We start from the raw sequence: 20,461 nt of genomic DNA, 5'->3' as shown, positions 1-20,461 counted from the left end.
TTGCCTCATGCTGTTCGAGTTGCACAGATCGCTGATTCTGCTCAGGAATAGAGCGCGCCATCTCATCGCCCCATCGCCTGACGCCGTGCCCAGGCGCGTGCCGCGGCCCCTGCGCCGCAGACACCCGAGCTAGACGCCGGGCCGTCCCGTCGTGATGGCGCCGGTCTGAGTGCGCCGCTGCTCGTACATGGCTTGATCGGCGCGCTCGAGGACGGCGTCGATGGATCGGCCGTCTCCCGGTCGGTGTGCCGCGCAGCCGATCGTTAAAACGATGGACAGCTCGGTCTCACCGGCGATGGTGATCGGTGTCCGTTGTAGTTGGTCGGTGATCCGGTCGGTGAGCAGAGCGAGCCCGCCATCGTCGACGGTGTCGGTGATGACGAGGAATTCGTCGCCACCCCATCGTGCGACCAGGCCATCGTCCCCGACCGCCGCCAGCAACCGACCAGCGATTTCGACCAGCAATCCGTCGCCGGCCTGGTGGCCGTGTCGGTCATTGATGGACTTGAATTGCTCGATGTCGCAAAACAGGATGCCGTAGCCGTCGTCGGCGGCGTCGAGTTGCTCAAGGTGGCTCCATGCCGCGGAGCGGTTGGCGATCGCCGTGAGTGTGTCGGTGGTGGCTCGGCGGGCCAGTTCGGCCTCGCGCATGCGCTCGGCGGTGACGTCGAGGATTTGGGAGACGAAGCAGCGCGGCTGGTTTCGAGGGCCTTGGACGAGGACAGCGGTGAGGTTGCACCAGACGATGCGTCCGTCGGCGGCGATGAAACGCTTGTCCATGCGATAAGCGCGGCGGCGGCCCGCAAGGCATTCCCCGAGGAGGGCCAGGTCGGCGTCCAGGTCGTCGGGATGGGTGATCTCCTGGAAGGTCAGGTTAGCCAGGTCCTTTCGGCCGTAACCGAGCATGGTCCGCAGTGCCCGGTTGGTGCGCTGGAACGTGCCGTCTAGACCGACAACGGCCATGCCGATGGGGGAATGCGTCAGCGCCAGCTCGAACCGTCGCTCTCCCAGTAGGTCGAAAACGGCCGAGGACTGGTCGACCGGTTCGGCGACGACGGCGCCGGCCGTGAAACCGTGGGTGTGGGACTGAGGCCGGCTCAGGTAGAAGCCCTGCGCCGAGGGGATGCCTGCCGCCCCCACCGCATCGAGTTCGCCCTGAGTCTCCACTCCTTCGGCGATTACCGTCGCGCCGATCTGGGCGGCCAGTTCCGCGATTGATTGGGCCAGTCGCCGGCGCGCGGCATCGGCGTCGATGTTGCGTGTGATGGAGTGATCGATCTTGATGAATTCCGGTGCTATCTCCAGCACATGGGAGAACGAGGAGAAGCCGGCGCCCACGTCATCGACCGCCACCCGCATGCCACGGTCTCGGCATGCTTCGAGGACATCGTCGAGGGCGTCGTAATTCTCGACGGCATCGTGCTCGGTAATTTCCAACACCAGACGTGACGGGTCAACCTCGGCCAGGAGTTCGGGCCATGGAGTGCGCAGCACCGCCGAGGGAGAAATGTTCACCGCGACGAATGCGTCTTTGGGCAGTTGCGGCACCAGCGACAGGGCCCGCGCTATGACCGCGGTCTCCAATTCGATGTCCAAGCCCAACACGGCCGCTTCGCCGAAGACAAGATCGGGTCGAAACGGTTCGCATGGGAAGCGCGCGAGCGCTTCGACGCCGAGCACAGCGCCGGTCGAGACGTTGTGCACCGCTTGGAATACGATTTCGAAGTCCCGCTCGGCCACCATCCGGCGAATACCGTCGTGCTGATCGGTGGGAATTGTCGTCGGATCCGCGGGCAGTTCCATCAAGGCGCCGATGAGTTCGGCCATCTTTTTGGCTACTCGTAGATCGACGTCGGCCAGATGCGGCCGGGGCTGCTGACTGACCGCGCCCACCATCCCGACCGCGGAGCCATCCGGGCCGAGCAACGGAAGACCGACATAGGCGCCCAGACGCCGTTCGCGGGTCTTCGGCAGAACGGAGGCAGTTCGATCGGCGGAGGTGTCCGGGATGACGGCGGGCAGCCGGCCATCGATCACGCGGACGCTGTAGGACCCCGACAGGGAAGATCGGTGACCGGGCGAGAGGCCCAGGGCGCGGGCGTCACCGTCGACCACCTCGAACACCTGCATGCCGCTGGAGAACGACGCCACCCACGCCGTGTCAAGGCCGAGGCGGCGCCGTAACAAGCCCAAGAGGGTATGGACCAAGTCCGCGGAATCCGCCGGTTCGTGGCGCGGGGCGTTTGCTAGGTGTTCCTGGGCGCCCATAGCGACGATGCTAGACCGGCATGCCGGACGAGGGGTTCGGAATGGAGCGGATCTGCGGGCCTTGCTGGCCGGGGTCGAGCACCGGTGTGTGGATTGCTGGGTCGACTTTCACCATGAGCGATCTCGACGCGACGGAGTTCGGTTTGCTGCAGGCGTTTCAACCGATCACCTTGGCGTTCGTATACCTGAATCTGCGTGGCTCTCCTTCAACGTCAAGGTGGTCGGGCAAGCTGTCAGGCCCTGCCGTCATCCGCCCCACGAGATTTCTCGCTGTGGCGTTACGGTCGCGAAGCAATCGGCGTCAGGTGCGCACCGCGATCGTCGATAACAGGTCGGCAAGCCGGTCCGGTTGGTCGATCATCGAGAACGTTCTCGCGCCGTCGATGATCTCGAGGCGAGCGTCGGGGATGGTGGCGGCCAGTCGGGCGCCGTCCTGCTGTTCGAAGAAGACGTCGTCGGCCGACCACGCGACCAGGGTGGGTTTGTCGAACTCGGGCAACCGGGCCGCCACGCTCGTCGTCACCTCCGTGCGCATCGACAGCGTGAACTGGCGCAGATCTTCGGCGATCCGAGGATCGGATAAGCCCGGGCGTACCCATGCCTCGGTGAGGTCGTCGATGTTGCGATGCGCCAGTCCGTCGAACGCGCGCTTACGGGCGGCGGGTACCCGCATGGCCTGGGACACTGCGCGGAACGTCGCCTTCGCCTTGGCTGCCAGGATCACCGGCTTGAGAATGGGCGGCGGAAAGTGTTCGAACGCATCGCAACTCGTCAGTACCAACGCCCCGAGCCGCTGCGGGTGGTGCACGGCCACGATCTGGGTGACGACCCCGCCGGTGTCGTTGCCGACCAGCACGACGTCCTCGAGGTCGAGCACGCTCAGCACCTCCGCGACCATGCCGGCCACGCCCGTGATCGTTCGATCCGCGCCGTGGCGCAACGCCTCCGGGTGCGCGCCCAGCGGCCACGTCGGAGCGATGCAACGCAGGCCCCACCCGGCCAGTCGCTCGCTGACCCGGCGCCAGAGCTGGCCGCCCATCATGTACCCGTGCACGAAGACCACCGGCCTGCCGCTTTCGGGGCCAGTTGCTTCGTAATGGATGGTTCCGGCACTAATGTCGATCGTCGACATAAGAGAACTCCTACCTCGGGATACACTTACAAACAGGCTGCCTGTTCGTAAGTTACCAACAGGCTGTATGGAAAGCAAGAGACGGACTCAGGAAGAGCGCTCCGCGGCGACCCGCGACGCGCTGATCGCGGCTGCCCGCAAGCTCTGGGGCCTGCGTGGCTACGTGGACGTGGGAACGCCGGAGATCGCGGCCACCGCAGGGGTGACGCGCGGCGCGATGTACCACCAATTCGCTGACAAGGCCGCCTTGTTCCGCGAGGTGGTCGAGGCCGTGGAGCAGGACGTGATGGCCCGCATGGGCACTCTGGTCGCCGAGTCGGGAGCGACGACGCCGGCGGACGCGATCCGTGCCGCAGTCGACGCGTGGCTCGAGGTTTCCGGCGATCCGGAAGTCCGGCAGCTGATGCTGCTGGACGCTCCGAGTGTGCTGGGCTGGGCCGGTTTTCGCGATGTCGCCCAGCGGTACAGCCTGGGCATGACCGAACAGCTTCTCACCGAGGCCATCCGGGCCGGGCAGTTTCCCAAACAGCCGGTGCGGCCGCTCGCGCACGTGCTGATCGGCGCGCTCGACGAGGCCGCCATGCTGATCGCCACCGCGGAGGATCCTAAACGCACCCGCCGGGAGACGCGGCAGGTACTGCACATGCTCATCGACGGGTTGCTCGCACGGGGATAGCCGTCAGGGCTTCTCGCCGCGAACCGCGGCGACGCCCGCGATGACGCCCCGGATCAGCCGGTCGAGGTGTTCGGCGCTGTCGATAGCCGGCTGGCCCGCAACGAACGTCAGCATGATCCCGTTGATGAACGCCAGGGTCGCGATCGCCTGGTCTTCCACCAGCGTCGGATCGGGCGGGTCCCCGGCCGGATGCCATTGGGCGACGACGCCGCGGGCCAGGGCGTAGAGCCGCTCCGCGGACTCGCCGAGGAGGGTGGCCAGTTCGGCGTCCCGCCCGGCGAGCAGTGCCAGCTCGTAGCGCGCCTTGGTCCGGGTCAGCCAGGGTTCGCTGTTGACGTACATGACGATGCGGGCGAGCCCCGCGGTGCCGGCGAATTGTGTTGCCGGATCGTCGGCGAGTTCGGCCATCCGGGAAAAGTCGGCCACGTCGAGTTCTGCCAGCCGGGCCCCGACGGCGTGCAGCAGCGCCTTGCGCGTCCTGAAGTAGAAGGATGCGGTGCCGGCCGGCACGCCCGCGTGATCATCGACCCTGGGGTGGCTGACGCCATGGACGCCGTTGGTGCCGAGCAGCTCGATCGCGGCGTCGGCGAGCTGGCGGCGCCGCTCGGGCGCATTGTGCTTTCTACGTGCAGCGATGGGGTCCAGTTTAGAACTGGCCGCAGTTGGGCGCGGTGGGTTCTCCGTTGAAGCGCGCGGCGATCCACTGCATGGCCGGTTCACCGTCGACGAGCATCGGCAGGGCGTGGTTGATGACCAGCTTGTTGAGGAACGGGGGCTCCTCGTTGGTGCGGAATTCGACGTCGGCGCCCTGGGCGCACCAGTCGCGACCGAGTTGGTTGGCCGCGGTCCATGGCACCAGCGGGTCGTACCGGTTGCTGTTGATCAGCACCGGGGCGTTGGGCTTGTAACGCCCGAGGCGCTGTTCCTCGAACATGGTGTTGAACGGCTCCTCGTTGACCAGTTGGTTGATGTCCTCGGTGAAATAGGGCTGGATATGGCGAAACATGAAGTCCAGCAACGTCTGTCCGACGCACTGGCGCGAGACCGACTCGAGCATCGCCAGCCCGCGAGGCGTCATCTTGGAACGGATGACATCGGCGAACTCGGGGTAGGCGGCCATGACGCTATTGAGCGCATACCCGACGACACCGACCAGGGCGCTGCCGTCCGCGTACGGCAACAGCTCCTTGAGGTTAGCCGGCGGGGCCCCGGCGTAGGTGCCGACGATACGGAGTTCGGGAGCGTAGGCGGAGGCCAGCTCGGCCGCCGAGGCGGTGGCGCCGCCGCCCTGCGAGTAGCCCCAAAATGCAACCGGCCCACGGGGATCCAGTGACGTTCCCGGTAGCCGCATCGCCGCGCGCGCGGCATCGAGCACGGCCTGCCCCTCGGCCACCCGGCCCACGTAGGTGTGCATCGAGCTGGTGCCCAGGCCTTCGTAGTCGGTCATCACGATCGCGAACCCGCGCGCGACCATCGTGGCGACGAACAGTTCCTCGTAGTTGAACATGATGTCCCAACCGCCCGAATAGTGGATGCCCTGGTTGAACATCCGCGACGGGGCGCACTGGTTGCCTTGGCCCTGCGTGCCCGGTGCGTAGCTGATCAAGGGCCGGGGCCCGTTGCCGGGCCACGCGTTGTAAGGCTCGAAGTAGGTGCCGGTCACCGCGATCGGGTTGCCGCGAGTATCGGTGCTGCGGTACATGATTCGTGTTCCCGTGGCCATGATCGCGCCCAGCTGGCCGGACGGCTCCAGCACCAGGCGTGACGGCTCCGTGCGGATCAGGTCACCCGGCTGGCCGGCCGGCAGTGGGTCAGGCGGGGTGTAGAACTCGGCGTATTGCGGTTCGTCTCCGCCGTCGGCGTGCGCGACCGCCAGGCCGACCAGCGCCGAGGCTAGGACCAACAGGACGGCGAAAGTTCCCCCAACCCGGCGCATTGCGGAACGGTAACAATCGGCGACCACCAACGGAAGAGGCCATCTCTAATTTTTTAGAGATTGCCAGTGCCCTAGCGATGGTTCAGAACGAAGAACTGCCAAATAGCGCCGGACACCGAGACCAACTGCCACTGCGAGGCGAACGGGGATTGAGGCCGCACGAATTTGCCGTGTCGTGATTGCCGCTGACGGCCTAGGCTCGAGCCGAGACACTGAACAGGAGTCCACGTGCCCATCTTCATGGTCGAGCGAAACTTCGCCGAGGAACTGGAGCCAGGCCTCGAGGTCGTCGACGGCATCAACCGGATCAACGACCAGGAGGGCGTTCGCTGGATGTACTCGTTCCTGTCGGCGGACAAACGAAAGACCTACTGTCTATATGAAGCACCGTCGCCAGAGGCCATCCGCGCCGCGGCCGCGCGCGCCGGTCTGCCCGCCGACTCCGTCGTCCAGGTGAAAGACCGGCTGATGCCGGACGGCGCCCTGTCCGACATCTGAACGGGCTAGCCGAGAAGCTCGTGATCGGCGGCGTACATCGCCGCCTGCGTGCGGTTCGCGGCGCCCGTTTTGATCAGGATGTTGCGCACGTGGTTGGCGGCGGTATTGGTGCTGATGAAAAGGCGTTCGCCGATCGCGCGATTGCTCAGTCCCTCGGCGAGCAGCCGGAGCACCTCGAGTTCCCGTTCGGTCAGGCCGTCCGGGCCCAGGGAACCGCTGGTCAGTACAGAATCGACCAAGTCCAGGACTCGGGTCTGGCCGATCGCACCGGCGATTACGCGCGCCTCCTCCGCAAGGAACCGGGCGTCCTCCGCGCGCCCGCACGACGCGGCGAACAACGCGTGCCGAACCAGCGTCTCGCTGATGTGGACCACCGAGCCCATCCGCCGGTCCATCGCGATCGCCGCCGCGAAATGCCGCTCGGCTGCCGCGCCATCCCCACAGAGCGCCGCGATGCGGGCCAGGTATCGGTCCGCACTGCCGAATAGCGCGACGAATTGTCCGGCCACCAAATTCTTTCCGGCATAACGAGAGACGAACGGGCGCAGCGCGTGGGCCGCTTCGCGGTGGGACAGCTCCAATGCCGCCTCGGCCATGAAGACCAGCTCCATCGGCCACTGCGCATCCTCGAGGCGGTCGCTTAGGTTGCGGTTGAGCAGCTGGTTGAGCGCACGGGTCATGCCGCGTTCGCACTTGAGCTCGGTGTAGAGGGCGAGCAGCCCGGGCACCCAGCGGCCGGTGAACGTTTCACTGCCGTCGATGAACTCGCCGAACCGCTTCAAATCGCCGGTCTCGCGGCGGATCATGAACATCTGGACCCCGTTGGACCCCTCGGTGTCGTCGGCACCGAACAAATCTCCTGTGCGCAAGGCGATGTCGGCCCAGCGTTCGGCGCCGGCGAAGTCACCGCGCAGATAGGCTAGTGCCTGCTCGATGCACGCGCCGACGAAGCCGAAGGCGGGTTGCCCGCAGGTCTGGGCGGCTCGGCGCATGTCAGCGGTCGCGGCGGCGAGGCCGTCGGGCCGGCCGGCCAAGTAACTGACCATGGCGTGAAAGTGGGACGCCGCGCCCAGTGATTCGTAGTCGCGACACGACATCGCCATGCGCGAAACCTCGGCCGCACGCTTGGCCTGGATTTCGCTCATCTCCGGGGTAAGGCCTTGCCACAGACTGGTTTTCAACGTGTGCAGGAGCACCGTCGCGTCGTCGATGGCCCGCGCCCGCTCGATCGCGTCGGCGCTTACCTCCCGGGCCCGCGCCGCCTCGCCGGCGAAGGCCAGCGCTCTGCCGAAGCTACCCAGCGCCTGGACATAGCGTGGCTCCTCGGCGTGCAATCCGCACGTCTCCAGAGCCGACGCCAGCAAGTCCGCGGCCTTCGAATTGGATTGTCCTGGGCGCCAATTGGCTTCTTCGTAGCCGATGGCCGCCTCCAGCCGCATCAGCGGGTCGTCCATGCCGCCGATGCGTTCGTAGATGGCCCGGGCTCGGGCGAACGAGCCCCCGCGCACGTGGTTGGCGGCCGCGTCGAGGTGCAGCCTGGCCCGGTCGGCGAGGTTGAGCTCGGGCAGCGACGCCGCCCGCTCGAACCACTTCGCCGCGTCCTCGTAGGCCAGGCTCTGTTCGGCCATCCGGGCCGCCTGACGCGCGTATCGCAACGCCTGCTCGTGGTAGCCCAACACGTGCGCCACCAGAAAGTGGTTGGCCAGGCGCGGCACGAGTGACGGGTCGGCGCGTCCCTCGAGCGCTTCGGCTGCGCGCGCGTGCATGATCCGCAGCCGCGAGGCGGCCATCCCGCCCAGTACCGATTCGCGGGTCAGCGCGTGCACGAACGCGAATTCACCGTCGGAGTCGTGGACCGCGCGGACCAGTCCAACGGCTTCGGCCGAATCAATCGCCGCGAGCGTCGCGCCGACCTCCGGCTCACACGTCGAGATGAGCGCGGGCAGGTCGAACGTCTGGCCCAAGACCGCGGCTTGCTCGATTACCGCCCGCACGGCGGTTCCCAGCCCGGCAAGGCGGCGGGCGATGGCGTCCCCGATCGATGCTGGGACCGTCCGCTGTGCGCTCAAAGTAGCCAAGCCGCCGCGGATTTCGAGATCGTTGACCAGTTCGGTGAGGAAGAACGGGTTGCCGCCGGTTCGCTCCCGCAGCAGGGCGGCGGCGGTGCGTGCCGACGCCGGCGCGAGCTGCTGGGTGCGCGCCACGAACTCGGCGATCGCCTCGGTGTCCAGGCCCGCCAGGTCCAGACGGCGCACCCCGTCGAAGCGGTGCAGTTCGGCCAGCCGGGTCGCCAGGTCGTCGGACCGGTCGGGTTCGGTCGTGCGGAACGTGACCACCACCAGCACCCGCACATCGGCGCAGCCGATCAGCACGTGCTCGAGCAGCGCGAGGGTAGGCAGCTGTGCCCAGTGCAGGTCATCGAGGATTAACGCGACCGGGCGGTCGGCCGCCAGGCGCCGCAGGAATCCGGTCAACGCGTCGAAGAGGGCCCGCCGCGCCGCCCCGACGTCCGGCACCGTGCCGTCATCCGACAGGTGCCGGCCCACGTGCGGGGACAGCCGCCGCAGCTGCGGGCCCACGTCGCCCAACGGGTCGGCCATCGAGCCGGGCGGGCCCGCGATCAGCAGCCGGTCGAGCGCTTCGGCGAAGGGCGCGTAGGGCAGATCCTCGTCCGCCGTCGAACTGCCCACCAGCACCGCGACGCCGTGGTCGAACAGCGTCCCGGCCACCTCCGCGGCCAGGCGCGTCTTACCGGCGCCGGGCTCACCGCCGACGAAGACCGCCTGGCGGTTGCCCGCCTCGACCCGCTCCCAGGCCTGCTCGAACACCGCGAGTTCGGTGCTGCGGCCCACCAGCGGGCCGCGGCGGCGAGCGATGAGTTCGGCCGGGAGTGGGGGCGGCACCCACTGCTCCATGCAAACAAGGTAACCGCGGCGATGTGGGCGGGTCGATAGTCAGATGTGACTATCGTGGAATGCCTCGGAAATGCTCGGTTGTGGTCATGACGCGCGGCTCACCGGGCTCGTAGCGGTGCGGCATTAACACCCCCGAGCAAACAAGGAGTGTGGGCGATGAGCCTCACAACCGCATCCGATGAATTACGGGCCAGGCTCGGCTCGCAGGTGATCGTGCGGGCGACGTACGGCCCGAATTACCAGCGGCTGACCGAAGTGAAGGTGCATACGATCCGGACAACGTCTTTCACACAACCAGAACATCCTGCCGGCGAGGTAACGCACCGGCCGCCGCCAGCAAGCCGCCCGGCATGGCGCCTGGGACCGGATTATCGTCATGCCATGGATGATCCGCAGGTCTACCGCCGTCTCGCCCTGCTGGAACAGCAGGTGCGCCTGCTGTCCGAAAGGCTCGAGGTTCCGTGCCCGACGTTCGGCAGCGACGTCGGCGCCACCGCATCGGGTGCATTCGAGAACGGTGTGCCCGCAGAGGTCGTCGGCCTGGCACGGTCCGGGAACAAGATCGCCGCGATCAAGCTGTACCGGCAGCTGACCGGCGCGGGCCTGCGCGAGGCGAAGGAAGTCGTCGACCCGCTGTAGGGCGTCGACCGAGGTGATGCTGCCCCGAGCCCGACGCGGACCCGCGCCGAGTGCGGAATCCGTGTGATACGGACGGCATGGGCTCGCCGACGATGTGGAGATCGTGCGGGTGCGTGGCGAGAGCCGGTCGAAACTTATTCGAACCCAAGCAGATTCGCGGAGGAGTCCCGGTTACTTCGCGCGATGCGAGCGTCTCCGTGCCCTCGGGGCGATCCCCAACCCCGGCGACCACGTCGCCCGTGGCGCGGCGCAGGACAACGAGATGTCGCAGGGAGTGCAACGCGGATTACATTCGGGCGCAACGGATCCGTGGAGTATGGCAGGAACGAAAACGCTAACGGGCATTTTCATGCCACGCTTGATGAGCGCCTCGCCGCCGCAGCCCGATGCTAGGGCGTCTTGAGGAACACGTCGTTGAGCGTGACAGTGCGCAGGCTGCGCGAGCGGATGACGTCGACCAGCTGAGGGTAGACGTGCGTCACCGGAAGGTGATTGAGGTGCCCGATGACGATGGCCTGCGGCGTGAAGTACTGATCCGCCATCTGGACGATGTATTCCTCGGTGATCAACGTCGAATCCGACAACGATCCCGACCACAGCGTGGGCACCGTATAGCCCAGGTCGGCGGCGATGGCGTCGACGACCGCGTTGCGCTTCGCGTACGGCGGGCGCCAGTACGGCTTCGCACCGATCCCATATGTCTTTTTCAGGAACTCGTCGTTGCGGGTGAGCTGCTGGGCGATCTGGTCCTTCGGCAGCGTGGTCAGATCCGGATGCGACCACGTGTGGTTGCCGAGTTGGATCTGCCCGCTTTCGACCAAGGGCCGCAGCATGTCCGCGTTCTCGGTCCAGGAGTCATAGGTGCCGTTGACGAAGTAGGTCAGTCGCACACCGGTGTCCTTGGCGAACTGCGTGTAAGCGCGCACCACCGCGCTGTTGACGCCGTCGTCGACGGTCAGGGCGAGCAGGTCGCCGTCGCCGGGAATCTTCGTCAGCGCGCCGCCGCCGGGCAGCGGGATGCGAGCGCCGGGCGGCGGCGGCGGCAACGGGGCCGCCGGGGCGGCGGGTCCCGAAGTCGCCGCGGAATCCGCGGGCACCTCCGCAAAGGTCCGCGGCTGGGGATCGACCACCAGCCGCGCTGCACCCACGCCGGCAACGACCGAAGCGGCGAGCGAACCAAGGAACTGACGGCGATTCATCGCGGGCAGCCGGAGGCGTGGAGCGAAGGCGGCGGGCTGGACCCGTCGGTGGCTTCGCCGCGGCGCGCACCGGTCCGCCCCGCCGAGGGGTCGTCCGTAACGCAGAAAATCGTCGGCCATCAGCAGCGAACCGTACCACTACCAGGGCGAACATTGCGGATGCGTTACGGGAGGGTCAGCTGTGAATTTCGTGATCAGTGCGGTTCACCGCCGCTGCGCGCAGGCAGCTGCACCGGTTCGGCCGCGGGCGTCCCGAGCGTAGAGGCCAGCCAGGGCAGCGCCGCGGTGAACGCCTGGGCGGCAAACGGCCAGTCATGCTTGCCCGGCTGGCTGACCACGGCGCAGCTGATGCCGTTGGCCGACGCGGCCGCGCAGAGCGCGTTGGCGGCGGCGTCCTGGCCTTCCGGGTTGGCGGCGGGGTCGGTGCCGACCGCACCGGATGTGGGATTGGCTTCCTCGGCGACGTTGCGCGGTTCGGACGACCCCGGGACGTCGAACCACCCCGACAAGCCGGTGTACCGACCATGCCGCGCAATCACCGTGAGCGGGTCGAAAGCGGCCCAGGCGGTGCGGTTGCCGTCGAACAGCTTGGCGATCGTTTGATCCTTGGGGCCGACGTTGGGGCTGCGGTCGCCGGCGATGTCCACGAACGCGCTGAACAGTTCCGGATGCGTCACGGCCAGGTCGACCGCGCAGGTGCCGCCCATCGACCATCCGGCGACGCCCCAGTTGGCTCGATCGGCGCTGACGGCGAAGTTCGACACCATGAAAGGCACGATGTCCTTGGTCAGGTGATCGGCGGCGTTTCCCCGGCTGCCGTTGACGCACTCGGTGTCGTTGTCGAACGAGCCGGTGGGGTCGACAAACACCAGCACGGGGGAGAAGCCGCGGTGCGCCGCGGCGAAGTTATCGATGGCGGTGAAGGCGCCACCGGGGCCCAGCCAGTCGGCCGGGGTGTTGAAGGCCGAGCTGATCATCATGACCGCCGGTAGGCGAGGTGGCGGATTGCTGTTGAACCATGCGGGCGGCAGGTACACCAGTTCCCGGCGGTGGCGGAAATGGGACGCGTTGTCGTCGATATCGACCGGCACCACCACGCCCTTGCTCGGCCTAGTCCCGGCGACCTGCATTTCGGTCACGCGCAGGCGGTCGATCTGGTCGGGCAACGGCACCGAGGTCAGCTGGTTCCACGCGGCGAGCGCCGTCGGGAAGTAGCCCACCCAGCTGTTCAGGGACAAACTCGCGCACAGCAGGCACAGGGGGATGGACAGCACCGCCACTGCCCGGCGCCACCAGCGCGCGCCCGGCCAGCCCACCAGGAAGACCGCAGCGGCCAGGCCGGTCGCCGCGATCCACAGCCACAGCGTCGTCGGCGCCGGGTCCCCGGCCACGCCGAGCGACGTGATGTACCAATACGCGAAAGCGGTCGTTGCGACGGCCGCGATCAGGGCCACCGGTAGCACCCGCTTGAGCCACCGCCGGGCACGCCACTGGATCGCGATGACCAGCACCAGCAGCGTCAGCGCCTGCACGGTCGGCGGAAACCAGCCGTGCAGCAAGGACAGTCGTCCGAAGAATTGGTCCAACGGTCGTTGCCTTTGCTGAGTCGATCGCTGCGCGGGGCGGACCCGTGGTCTTATCGAACGCGAAGGGTCGGAACAACTATCCCACACCGGCCGTACCGGCCCGCCTGCCGTCGCGGGGTGTGAGCGTGGCCGTTAGGAGGCTGTGACGCTGGTGAAGGCGCGCAGCCGCAGGCTGTTGGCGACGACGAAAACGCTGGAAAACGCCATCGCGGCGCCCGCGAGCATCGGGTTGAGCATGCCGAGCGCGGCGAGCGGGATCGCGGCGATGTTGTAGCCGAACGCCCAGAACAGGTTGCCCTTGATGGTGGTCAGGGTCCGCCGGGACAGCCGGATCGCGTCGACGGCGGCGCGTAGGTCACCGCGGGTGACGGTGAGGTCGGCGGCTTCGATCGCCACGTCGGTGCCGGTACCCATGGCCACCCCGAGATCGGCGGTCGCCAGGGCCGCGGCGTCGTTGACGCCGTCGCCGACCATCGCGACGACCTTGCCTTCCGACTGCAGCCGCGTGATGGCGGCGACCTTGTCGGCGGGCAGGGTTTCGGCGATGACCTGTGTGATGCCGACCTCGTCGGCGATGCGCTCGGCCGCGCCCCGGTTGTCGCCGGTCAGCAGGATCGGTGTCAGGCCGAGCCCCTGGAACCGCCGGACCGCTTCCGCGCTCGTCGGTTTGACGGTGTCGGCGACCACCAGGACCCCGCGGGCCCGGCCGTCCCAGCCGACGGCGACCGCGGTCTTGCCCTCGGCCTCGGCTCGGTCCTTGGCCGCCGAGAGCTCAGGGTCCAGCGGCTGGCCGCAATCGGCCAGCAGGGTGGCGCGCCCCACGACGACGGCGTGGCCGTCGACGATGCCCCGCACGCCGTTGCCCTCGGAGTTGGCGAATCCTCCGGCCGCGGGCAGCTGCCCGAGCTCGGCCTTGGCGGCTTTGGCGATGGCCCGGGCGATGGGATGCTCGGAGGCATCCTCGAGCGCCCCGGCGTAGCGCAGCAGCGTCGCCCGGTCGGTCCCCTCGCCGCCGAGGGCCTCGACGAGCGCCATCTTCCCCGTCGTGATGGTGCCCGTCTTGTCGAGCACGATCGTGTCGACGTTGCGCGTGGACTCCAAAACTTCCGGCCCTTTGATCAGGACGCCGAGCTGGGCCGCGCGGCCGGTGCCGACAAGCAGGGCGGTCGGGGTGGCCAGCCCGAGCGCGCATGGGCAGGCGATGATCAGCACCGCGACGGCGGCGGTCAGCGCCGCCGTGGCCGGGAACCCGAGCGCGAGCCATGCGCCGAGTGTCGCCAGGGCGATACCGATGACCACGGGGACGAACACGGCGGAGATGCGGTCGGCGAGCCGCTGCACGTCGGCCTTGCCGGACTGCGCCTCTTCCACCAGCTTGGCCATGTGCGCCAGTTGCGTGTCGTCGCCGACCCGGACGGCGCGCACGACGAGACGTCCGCCGACGTTGACGGTGGCGCCCGTGACGCCGTCGCCCTCGCCGACCTCGACGGGGACGGACTCTCCGGTGAGCATCGAGACGTCAACGGCCGAGGAACCCGAGACCACGACGCCGTCGGCGGCGACCTTCTCCCCGGGCCGCACCACGAACTGGTCCCCGACCGTGAGGCGGTCCACCGGGATCCGGGTCTCGGCGCCGTCTCGCAGCACGGCGACGTCCTTGGCGCCGAGCTCCAGCAAAGCGCGCAGCGCGGCGCCCGCCGTCCGCTTGGACCTCTTCTCGAAGTACCGTCCGGCCAACACGAACAGGGTCACGCCCGCGGCGACTTCGAGGTAGATGTTGCCCGCGCCGTCGGAGGGCCGGACGGTCAATTCGAAGCGGTCGTGCAGCCCCGGTGCTCCGGCCGTGCCGAGGAACAGCGCGTACAGCGACCACAGGAACGCCGACAGCGTGCCAACCGAGACGAGGGTGTCCATCGTGGCGGCGCCGTGTCGGAGGTTGGCCCAGGCGGCGGCGTGGAAGGGACGGCCACCCCACACGACGACCGGCGCCGCGAGGACCAGCGACGCCCATTGCCAAAAGCGGAATTGCAGGGCGGGGACCGTCGCCATGGCGATCACCGGGGTGGCGAGCGCGAGGCACGTGATGACGCGAATGCGAAGCGCGGTCAGGTCGGTGTCGGCATCCTTCTCGGGCTCCTCCCGACGTCGCGGCAGGGCGGCGGCGTAGCCGGCCTGTTCGACGGCGGCGATCAGCAACCGCGGGTCATATCCCGCGGGGACGGTCAGGACGGCCTTTTCGGTGGCGTAGTTGACGGTGGCGGCGACGCCGTCGAGCCGGTTCAGTTTCTTCTCGATCCGGGCGGCGCACGACGCGCACGTCATCCCCGCGATCTCGAGCTCGATATGGCTCACCGGCACCGCGCTCATGCGACCGGGACGGCCTCGTAGCCGGCCTCGTCGACCGCGCTGAGGACGGCGTCCGCGTCGATCGAAGAAGAACTCGTGATCACCAGCCGGCCGGTGTCGGCGCTGACGTCGACGCGCTCCACGCCGGGGAGGCGGCCGACCTCGTCCCGCACGGCCGATTCGCAGTGGCCGCAGCTCATCCCGTTGACCCGGTATTCGCTGGTGACCATGGCACCCCTTCCGATTTACGCCTCGGGCGAATACCCGATGGCGATACACCTTCGGGCGTTACCTCCATCATGGGTTGGTTCGTCCGCTGCTAGCAGCACAATTCTGCCGGATCAGGCGTGGGGGCATCAGGGCTGGGACAACAACAGCAACACCCGACCAGTGGCAGGGGGCGCCGAAAACGCGTCCTCGTCGAAGCCGTAGTACTTGCGCTGGTCGGTCGTGACGGCATCGATCACCTTGCCGGTGGCCGTCAGTTCGCCGTTGTGGACGCGCGACATCATCCCCTTGAAGTCCGGGACAGCCATCGAATCGGCGAGGAGCAGCGCCTCGCCTCCGGTGGTCAGCGCCACCTGCACACCGGCCCCCGCGAAGTTGTTGCCACCGCGTCCCCGGCCTTGCGGGGCCCAGTAGACCGGCGTCGAGGCGACGGCGCCTTTCACCCGGCGATATTCGCCGGGATGTTGCGCGTCGGCGACGGTGACGACCGGCAGGGCCGCGATCGTGCGTTGCTCCTTGAGCCACAGGCCGCCCAGCGGGACGCAGACGATGGCATACATCAGAAGCACCAGGACCAGCACAGGTTTCCAGGCGATTTCCCAGCCGAGCCGGCGCGGCGAGATCGACAGGCCGCGTACTTGGGTGTCGAGCTGACGGTGGCCGAATCGGAAGACGTACCAAGCCAATACGCGCGCCAGCGCCATGACCGCGATGATCGTCAGGCCGGCCATGCCGCACGCTCGCCAGTAGAACGTGCTGTCGCCCTGGTTGGCCGTGGCCGCCCACATGACGGCGGGTATCGGGGCCGTGATCAGCAGCAGCAACGCGTACGACGGATGACTGGTCAGGTACGGGTAGGTCACCCGCCAGGCGGGATTACCGCCGTAGACGGTCACCGGTCCGACGTCGGCGTGCACCGTCGGCGTCCACGACCCCTGCACCATCCGGGGCCGCACGAGCGAGCGGACGAAGAAGGCCCCGAATACGAGCGACACCACGAGCGCTCCCCAGAAGGTTCCGTCGAGCCGTTCGCCGGTGCCGGGCACGCCCAGCGCGCCGTGGATGTCGATCACTTTGCCGACGAAGAATGTCAACGGCATCACGAAGAAGAACTCGGTCAGCCAGATCTGGATTAGCTGCGGGATGCGCACCCCGAGCCGGTCGAAGGCAAGTACACGTTGCCAGATAAAGCGCAGCACGCCCATGAGCTGCGACCATAGCGACTGGGGGGCGATAACGGCAATAGCTGTGGAATCTGGTGAAGCGGTTTGCCGCCCTTCGATGGCTTCAGACGTAGCCCACGCCGATGTCGACCGAAACCTGGGTGGCAGTGACCAGCCGCGACTGGTCGGAGGCAAGGCGGGCGACCGCGTCGGCGATGTCTTCCGGCTGGGCACTTCCGTCCGGCAGCAGCGGCTTGTGCAGGCTCCGCAGGTGCGGATAGGTGTCGGCGGCCGCCTTGAGCGCGTCGAGGTCGCGGATGTCGGCGGCCAGGCGCCCGGCGTGCGCCCGCCCTTGTCCCCGCGCGGCGCCGGTGATCAGCGCGACGTTTCCCGAAATGGATTGACTCATCGCTTGTTTCGGCTCCTCCCGGCGGGGGCGCCCGGTCACGCTCGGTGCGGCCTCCTGGCGGTGCGGGGCACTCGCCTGTTCTGAATTCGACTCGGCGAGCGTAGCGTCGAGCTGACGCTGCCGGACAGCCGAAAGGAGAGATTATGACCGTCACCGTTGTCGACGCAGGTCCACGGCAGGTGTGCCGGTCGGTCGAAGTCGCGGCGCCGGCCGCTGAGCTGTACGCGATGGCCGCCGATCCGCGGCGACACAGCGAATTGGACGGGTCGGGCACCGTGCGTGACAACATCAAGGTTCCTGCGGAAATGGCTGTGGGATCGAAATTTTCGACCAACATGAAGATGTACGGCCTGCCGTATCGGATCACCAGCACGGTGACCGCGCTCAAACCCAACGAACTGATCGAATGGCGGCATCCAGTGGGGCACCGCTGGCGGTGGGAGTTCGAGGCGCTCTCACCGACCCGGACGCGTGTCACGGAGACGTTCGACTACAGCCGGGCCGGAGCGGTCAAGAACGCGCTGAACTACTACCAGCTGATCGGTGCGGTGAAGGGCAATGCCGCCGGCATCGAGGCGACGCTGGCCCAGTTGCGGGATCGCTACGCCGGATAACGGGTCGGTGAGCGGGTGAACAAAATCGGGGGAGCACTCGTGGCTGCTCTGTGGACAAATCGAATCACCCGTGGCCACCCGCAACCCAGCCGCCGCCGCCTCCGCTTCCCGCGTGACGCAGTCGTGGACGCTGTCGGGCCAACTGATCAGCCGCTACGGGCTGGTCATCGTCCTGGCCTGGATCGGGTTCGGGAAGTACGTGAAGATGGAGTCCCCTGTGCTGATCGAGCACAGCCCGCTGATGAGTTGGATCTACGACGTGCTCACTGTCACCACGGTCGCATACCTGCTGGGCACCATGGAAATCGCTGCGGCGGTTCTGATTGCGTTGCGGCCGGTGTGGCCGCGCGCGTCGGCGGTCGGCAGCGCGCTGGCGGTGGTGCTGTTCCTGGGCACGCTGAGCTTCCTGTTCACCACGCCGGGGGTGGTCGCGAGCCACGCGGACGGCATTCCGGTGCTCTCGGCGCTACCGGGACAGTTCCTGCTCAAGGACTTGGTGCTGATCGGCGTCGCGCTGTGGAGCCTGGGCGATTCGCTGCGCGCGCGAGCAGCGTCCCGTTGATCAACTCCTTCGCCGAAGCGAGCGTGGCGGCGTAGGCGTCGGCGTCCAGGGTGGCCGCACGCTCGGTGAGACCGCGGGGCCCAGCGCATGGATCGCGTCGCCGGTGGCCCTGGGGTCGGTGCCCTGCGGCAGCACAACGTCGGGCCGGGCGTCGCGAAGGATCTCAATGATGCTGCGGCGCAATGCCTTCAGCCCGGGATATCTCGGTAGGTCGCGGACCGTATGCCCGGTAGTCTCCGGCCCGCACCGCGCGATCGATCCGCTCGGTGTCCTCGACGGCCGCGCCCAGCAATTCGAACAAGACCGAGCCTGATCAAGGCCCCTATCGCAGCGCGCACCGATGTCAGATTGCCGAGGCTGCGCACGGCCGCCACGTCACCCGGCACCGCGGTCGACCGCATCGAAGCGGTACTCGTCGAATCGGGCCCGTTTACGCGCGAGTATCCCGATCTTGCCGAGAAAGCGGTGCCGCCCACTTATTTTCAGGCTGATTCTCACCGCTGTATCCCTGCGGCCCGATCATTAACATTCTTAAGAAGTTTGCCGCCGGACCAAACCGGCTGGGCCATTGCCGCGGGAGGACGCCTGGATGCTGGACGCGCGTCCGAGACTCCCGCGGTTGCGGGTTGACTGGCTCACGGTCCTCGGTGTTGTGGCCGTGATCGTTGCGGCCGGGGCCATCGCGGTCAAGAACGCTTCTCCTGAGGGGGCTAACCGGATCCTCAACGTCTCCTATGACCCGACGCGCGAGCTGTACGCCGCCATCGATCGGACATTCGTCGCGCAATACCGCGCACGAACCGGAATCACCCTGGACATCAAAGAATCTCACGGCGGCTCGGGGCGGCAGCTGCGCAGTGTCCTGGACGGCAGCCAGAAGGCCAGCGTGGTGTCGCTGGCGCTGATCAGCGACATCGACACGCTGAGCAAGCGGGGGCTCGTCGCGAGCGACTGGCGACGGCGGTTGCCGAACCAGTCGGTGCCCTACACCTCGACCATCGTCTTCGTCGTCCGCAAGGGCAATCCCAAGGGCGTCCATGACTGGCCCGACCTGATCAAGGGTGACGTGTCCGTGGTGACCCCCAACCCGCGCAGCTCGGGCAACGGCCAGCTCAGCGTGCTGGCGGCCTGGGGTTCGGTCGCCACCCGCGGCGGCAGCCACTCTCAGGCGGTCGACTACGTGCGGACGCTGTTGCGCCACGTTGCGGTATCCGACGCCGGCGCCCGGAGCGCCGGCGACAGCTTCACGCTGGCGAGGGTAGGCGACGTGCAGCTGACCTGGGAGAACGAAGCGCTGCGCGAGGTCGCGGCGAATAAGGACGAACTCGAGCTCATCTATCCACCGGTGAGCATCCTTGCCGAGCCCGCGGTGACGTGGGTGGACGCCAATGTCACGGACACGAAGACGGCCGGGTACGCGAAGGCTTACCTCGACTACCTGTTCACCGACGCGGGGCAAGAACAGGTGGCGCAGTACGGCTATCGGCCGTTCAAGCCGGAAATCCTTGCCCGGCACTCGAATCGGTTGCCGCCGTTGGCTCTGTTCCCGATCGGCGCGATAGCCAAGGACTGGGCCGACGCCCGCGAACAGTTCTTCGGCACCAACGGAATCCTCGACGCGATCTCCGCGCCGTCAGGCGCCGTGTCGGGGACATAGCGGAAGACGAGCACCCGGTGGCCATCGCTTTCAATTACGACCTGGTGAAGGGTCGGCACGATCTGATCGCCGGGCTCACCGTGGCCGCGATCTCCTTCCCGCAGGCGATGGCGTACGCGCTGATCGCCGGCGTCGATCCCCGGTTCGGCGTGTATTCAGCGATCGTCGTGACGATCGTCGCTTCGGTCTTCGGGTCGTCGTCGCATCTGATCAACGGCCCGACGAGCGCCATCTCGCTGCTGGTGTTCACGGCACTGGCCTTCATCGACTCGGAGAACGCGACCGAACTGTTCGAGGGACTGTTCCTGTTGGCCGTGCTGGTGGGGGCGTTCCAGATCGTGATCAGCCTGTTCAGGCTGGGCAACCTGACCCGCTACATCTCCGAGTCGGTGATCATCGGATTCATGGCGGCCGCGGCGTTTCTGCTCGCCATCGGTCAGCTGGGCAACGCGCTCGGCGTGCGGGACAAGGGCAATGGCCACATGCAGGTCCTGCGTCGCGTGTGGCTGACGCTGACCCACGGTGACCACATCAACTACCGCGCCCTGGCGCTGAGCACCGCGGCGGTGTTATTGGCCGTGGTCCTACGGAAGCTGGTGCAGCGCTTCGGGTGGCCGCAGATCGACATGCTCG

18 protein-coding genes and 1 pseudogene are annotated in these 20,461 nt (G+C 67.6%); 7 read left to right on the top strand and 12 right to left on the bottom strand.

Going from position 1 to position 20,461, the window contains the following annotated elements:
• Window positions 1-129: 129 nt before the first annotated feature.
• Window positions 130-2,268 (bottom strand): EAL domain-containing protein, encoded by a 2,139-nt coding sequence (locus A5695_RS23360; protein WP_068087990.1) that lies wholly within the window; start codon window positions 2,266-2,268, stop codon window positions 130-132.
• A 301-nt stretch (window positions 2,269-2,569) separates the two neighbouring features.
• Window positions 2,570-3,400: an alpha/beta fold hydrolase gene (locus A5695_RS23355; RefSeq protein ID WP_068087987.1), complete on the bottom strand. Its 831-nt coding sequence runs from the start codon at window positions 3,398-3,400 to the stop codon at window positions 2,570-2,572.
• 67 nt (window positions 3,401-3,467) lie between these two features.
• Between A5695_RS23355 and A5695_RS23350 the strand changes: the two genes are divergently transcribed.
• Window positions 3,468-4,076: a TetR/AcrR family transcriptional regulator gene (locus A5695_RS23350; RefSeq protein ID WP_068087985.1), complete on the top strand. Its 609-nt coding sequence runs from the start codon at window positions 3,468-3,470 to the stop codon at window positions 4,074-4,076.
• 3 nt (window positions 4,077-4,079) lie between these two features.
• On the opposite strand, the gene A5695_RS23345 is transcribed toward A5695_RS23350, so the two are convergent.
• Complete coding sequence (locus A5695_RS23345) at window positions 4,080-4,652, bottom strand: TetR/AcrR family transcriptional regulator (protein WP_369830230.1); 573 nt, start codon at window positions 4,650-4,652, stop codon at window positions 4,080-4,082.
• 70 nt (window positions 4,653-4,722) lie between these two features.
• The gene (locus A5695_RS23340) at window positions 4,723-6,012 is read right to left on the bottom strand and encodes a lipase family protein (RefSeq protein ID WP_068087982.1); all 1,290 of its coding nucleotides are present in this window, start codon (window positions 6,010-6,012) and stop codon (window positions 4,723-4,725) included.
• A 228-nt stretch (window positions 6,013-6,240) separates the two neighbouring features.
• Between A5695_RS23340 and A5695_RS23335 the strand changes: the two genes are divergently transcribed.
• Window positions 6,241-6,510, top strand: a complete 270-nt coding sequence (locus tag A5695_RS23335) for a DUF4242 domain-containing protein (protein WP_068087979.1) — start codon at window positions 6,241-6,243, stop codon at window positions 6,508-6,510.
• A 5-nt stretch (window positions 6,511-6,515) separates the two neighbouring features.
• On the opposite strand, the gene A5695_RS30135 is transcribed toward A5695_RS23335, so the two are convergent.
• Entirely contained in the window at window positions 6,516-9,425 is a 2,910-nt protein-coding gene (locus A5695_RS30135; RefSeq protein ID WP_068087976.1) for a helix-turn-helix transcriptional regulator, read from the bottom strand.
• Window positions 9,426-9,581: 156 nt separating this feature from the next.
• Between A5695_RS30135 and A5695_RS29240 the strand changes: the two genes are divergently transcribed.
• Complete coding sequence (locus tag A5695_RS29240; RefSeq protein WP_082946259.1) at window positions 9,582-10,064, top strand: ribosomal protein L7/L12; 483 nt, start codon at window positions 9,582-9,584, stop codon at window positions 10,062-10,064.
• Window positions 10,065-10,453: 389 nt separating this feature from the next.
• Here A5695_RS29240 and A5695_RS23320 read toward each other — a convergent pair whose 3' ends face one another.
• From A5695_RS23320 to A5695_RS28010, 6 genes and pseudogenes are all read right to left on the bottom strand, one after another.
• Window positions 10,454-11,263, bottom strand: coding sequence for a polysaccharide deacetylase family protein (locus A5695_RS23320; RefSeq protein ID WP_068087971.1), 810 nt, complete (start codon window positions 11,261-11,263; stop codon window positions 10,454-10,456).
• Between the two features lie 194 nt (window positions 11,264-11,457).
• Window positions 11,458-12,849, bottom strand: coding sequence for an alpha/beta hydrolase family protein (locus A5695_RS23315; protein WP_068087964.1), 1,392 nt, complete (start codon window positions 12,847-12,849; stop codon window positions 11,458-11,460).
• Between the two features lie 132 nt (window positions 12,850-12,981).
• Entirely contained in the window at window positions 12,982-15,216 is a 2,235-nt protein-coding gene (locus A5695_RS23310; RefSeq protein WP_068087961.1) for a cation-translocating P-type ATPase, read from the bottom strand.
• Window positions 15,213-15,425 carry a heavy-metal-associated domain-containing protein gene (locus A5695_RS23305; RefSeq protein ID WP_068087958.1) on the bottom strand — a complete coding sequence of 71 codons (213 nt, stop codon included), beginning with the start codon at window positions 15,423-15,425 and terminating at the stop codon, window positions 15,213-15,215. The genes A5695_RS23310 and A5695_RS23305 overlap by 4 nt, the downstream gene beginning before the upstream one ends.
• A gap of 126 nt (window positions 15,426-15,551) precedes the next feature.
• A complete protein-coding gene (locus A5695_RS23300) occupies window positions 15,552-16,628 on the bottom strand; it encodes a hypothetical protein (RefSeq protein WP_068087955.1) in 1,077 nt (358 codons plus the stop codon).
• Between the two features lie 82 nt (window positions 16,629-16,710).
• Window positions 16,711-16,893: pseudogene (locus tag A5695_RS28010) on the bottom strand (SDR family oxidoreductase); the annotation flags it as partial.
• A gap of 245 nt (window positions 16,894-17,138) precedes the next feature.
• On the opposite strand from A5695_RS28010, the gene A5695_RS23290 reads away from it, so the two are divergent.
• A complete protein-coding gene (locus tag A5695_RS23290) occupies window positions 17,139-17,609 on the top strand; it encodes an SRPBCC family protein (protein ID WP_068087950.1) in 471 nt (156 codons plus the stop codon).
• A 112-nt stretch (window positions 17,610-17,721) separates the two neighbouring features.
• A complete protein-coding gene (locus tag A5695_RS23285; protein WP_068088062.1) occupies window positions 17,722-18,171 on the top strand; it encodes a DUF417 family protein in 450 nt (149 codons plus the stop codon).
• 375 nt (window positions 18,172-18,546) lie between these two features.
• On the opposite strand, the gene A5695_RS30075 is transcribed toward A5695_RS23285, so the two are convergent.
• Window positions 18,547-18,669 carry a hypothetical protein gene (locus A5695_RS30075; RefSeq protein WP_255398691.1) on the bottom strand — a complete coding sequence of 41 codons (123 nt, stop codon included), beginning with the start codon at window positions 18,667-18,669 and terminating at the stop codon, window positions 18,547-18,549.
• Between the two features lie 91 nt (window positions 18,670-18,760).
• Here A5695_RS30075 and A5695_RS23280 point away from each other — a divergent pair, with 91 nt between their 5' ends.
• Both A5695_RS23280 and A5695_RS23275 read left to right on the top strand, forming a co-directional pair.
• Window positions 18,761-19,828 carry a sulfate ABC transporter substrate-binding protein gene (locus A5695_RS23280; RefSeq protein ID WP_068087947.1) on the top strand — a complete coding sequence of 356 codons (1,068 nt, stop codon included), beginning with the start codon at window positions 18,761-18,763 and terminating at the stop codon, window positions 19,826-19,828.
• Between the two features lie 17 nt (window positions 19,829-19,845).
• Window positions 19,846-20,461 (top strand): SulP family inorganic anion transporter (locus A5695_RS23275; protein ID WP_255398690.1); only part of this gene is annotated, 616 nt, incomplete at its 3' end.

The sequence above is a fragment of the Mycobacterium sp. E1747 genome (genome assembly GCF_001667775.1).
Taxonomy (GTDB): Bacteria; Actinomycetota; Actinomycetes; order Mycobacteriales; family Mycobacteriaceae; genus Mycobacterium.
The sequence above is the reverse complement of the archived record's forward strand: the minus strand, read 5'-3'. Positions and strand labels throughout refer to the sequence as shown.

What these genes read in the sequence shown, in the direction of transcription:
- A5695_RS23360 (WP_068087990.1), bottom strand. Translation starts at nt 2,268, where the DNA reads ATGGGCGCCCAGGAACACCTAGCAAACGCCCCGCGCCACGAACCGGCG.
- A5695_RS23355 (WP_068087987.1), bottom strand. Translation starts at nt 3,400, where the DNA reads ATGTCGACGATCGACATTAGTGCCGGAACCATCCATTACGAAGCAACT.
- A5695_RS23350 (WP_068087985.1), top strand. Translation starts at nt 3,468, where the DNA reads ATGGAAAGCAAGAGACGGACTCAGGAAGAGCGCTCCGCGGCGACCCGC.
- A5695_RS23340 (WP_068087982.1), bottom strand. Translation starts at nt 6,012, where the DNA reads ATGCGCCGGGTTGGGGGAACTTTCGCCGTCCTGTTGGTCCTAGCCTCG.
- A5695_RS30135 (WP_068087976.1), bottom strand. Translation starts at nt 9,425, where the DNA reads ATGGAGCAGTGGGTGCCGCCCCCACTCCCGGCCGAACTCATCGCTCGC.
- A5695_RS29240 (WP_082946259.1), top strand. Translation starts at nt 9,582, where the DNA reads ATGAGCCTCACAACCGCATCCGATGAATTACGGGCCAGGCTCGGCTCG.
- A5695_RS23320 (WP_068087971.1), bottom strand. Translation starts at nt 11,263, where the DNA reads ATGAATCGCCGTCAGTTCCTTGGTTCGCTCGCCGCTTCGGTCGTTGCC.
- A5695_RS23310 (WP_068087961.1), bottom strand. Translation starts at nt 15,216, where the DNA reads ATGAGCGCGGTGCCGGTGAGCCATATCGAGCTCGAGATCGCGGGGATG.
- A5695_RS23305 (WP_068087958.1), bottom strand. Translation starts at nt 15,425, where the DNA reads ATGGTCACCAGCGAATACCGGGTCAACGGGATGAGCTGCGGCCACTGC.
- A5695_RS23300 (WP_068087955.1), bottom strand. Translation starts at nt 16,628, where the DNA reads ATGGGCGTGCTGCGCTTTATCTGGCAACGTGTACTTGCCTTCGACCGG.
- A5695_RS23290 (WP_068087950.1), top strand. Translation starts at nt 17,139, where the DNA reads ATGACCGTCACCGTTGTCGACGCAGGTCCACGGCAGGTGTGCCGGTCG.
- A5695_RS23280 (WP_068087947.1), top strand. Translation starts at nt 18,761, where the DNA reads ATGCTGGACGCGCGTCCGAGACTCCCGCGGTTGCGGGTTGACTGGCTC.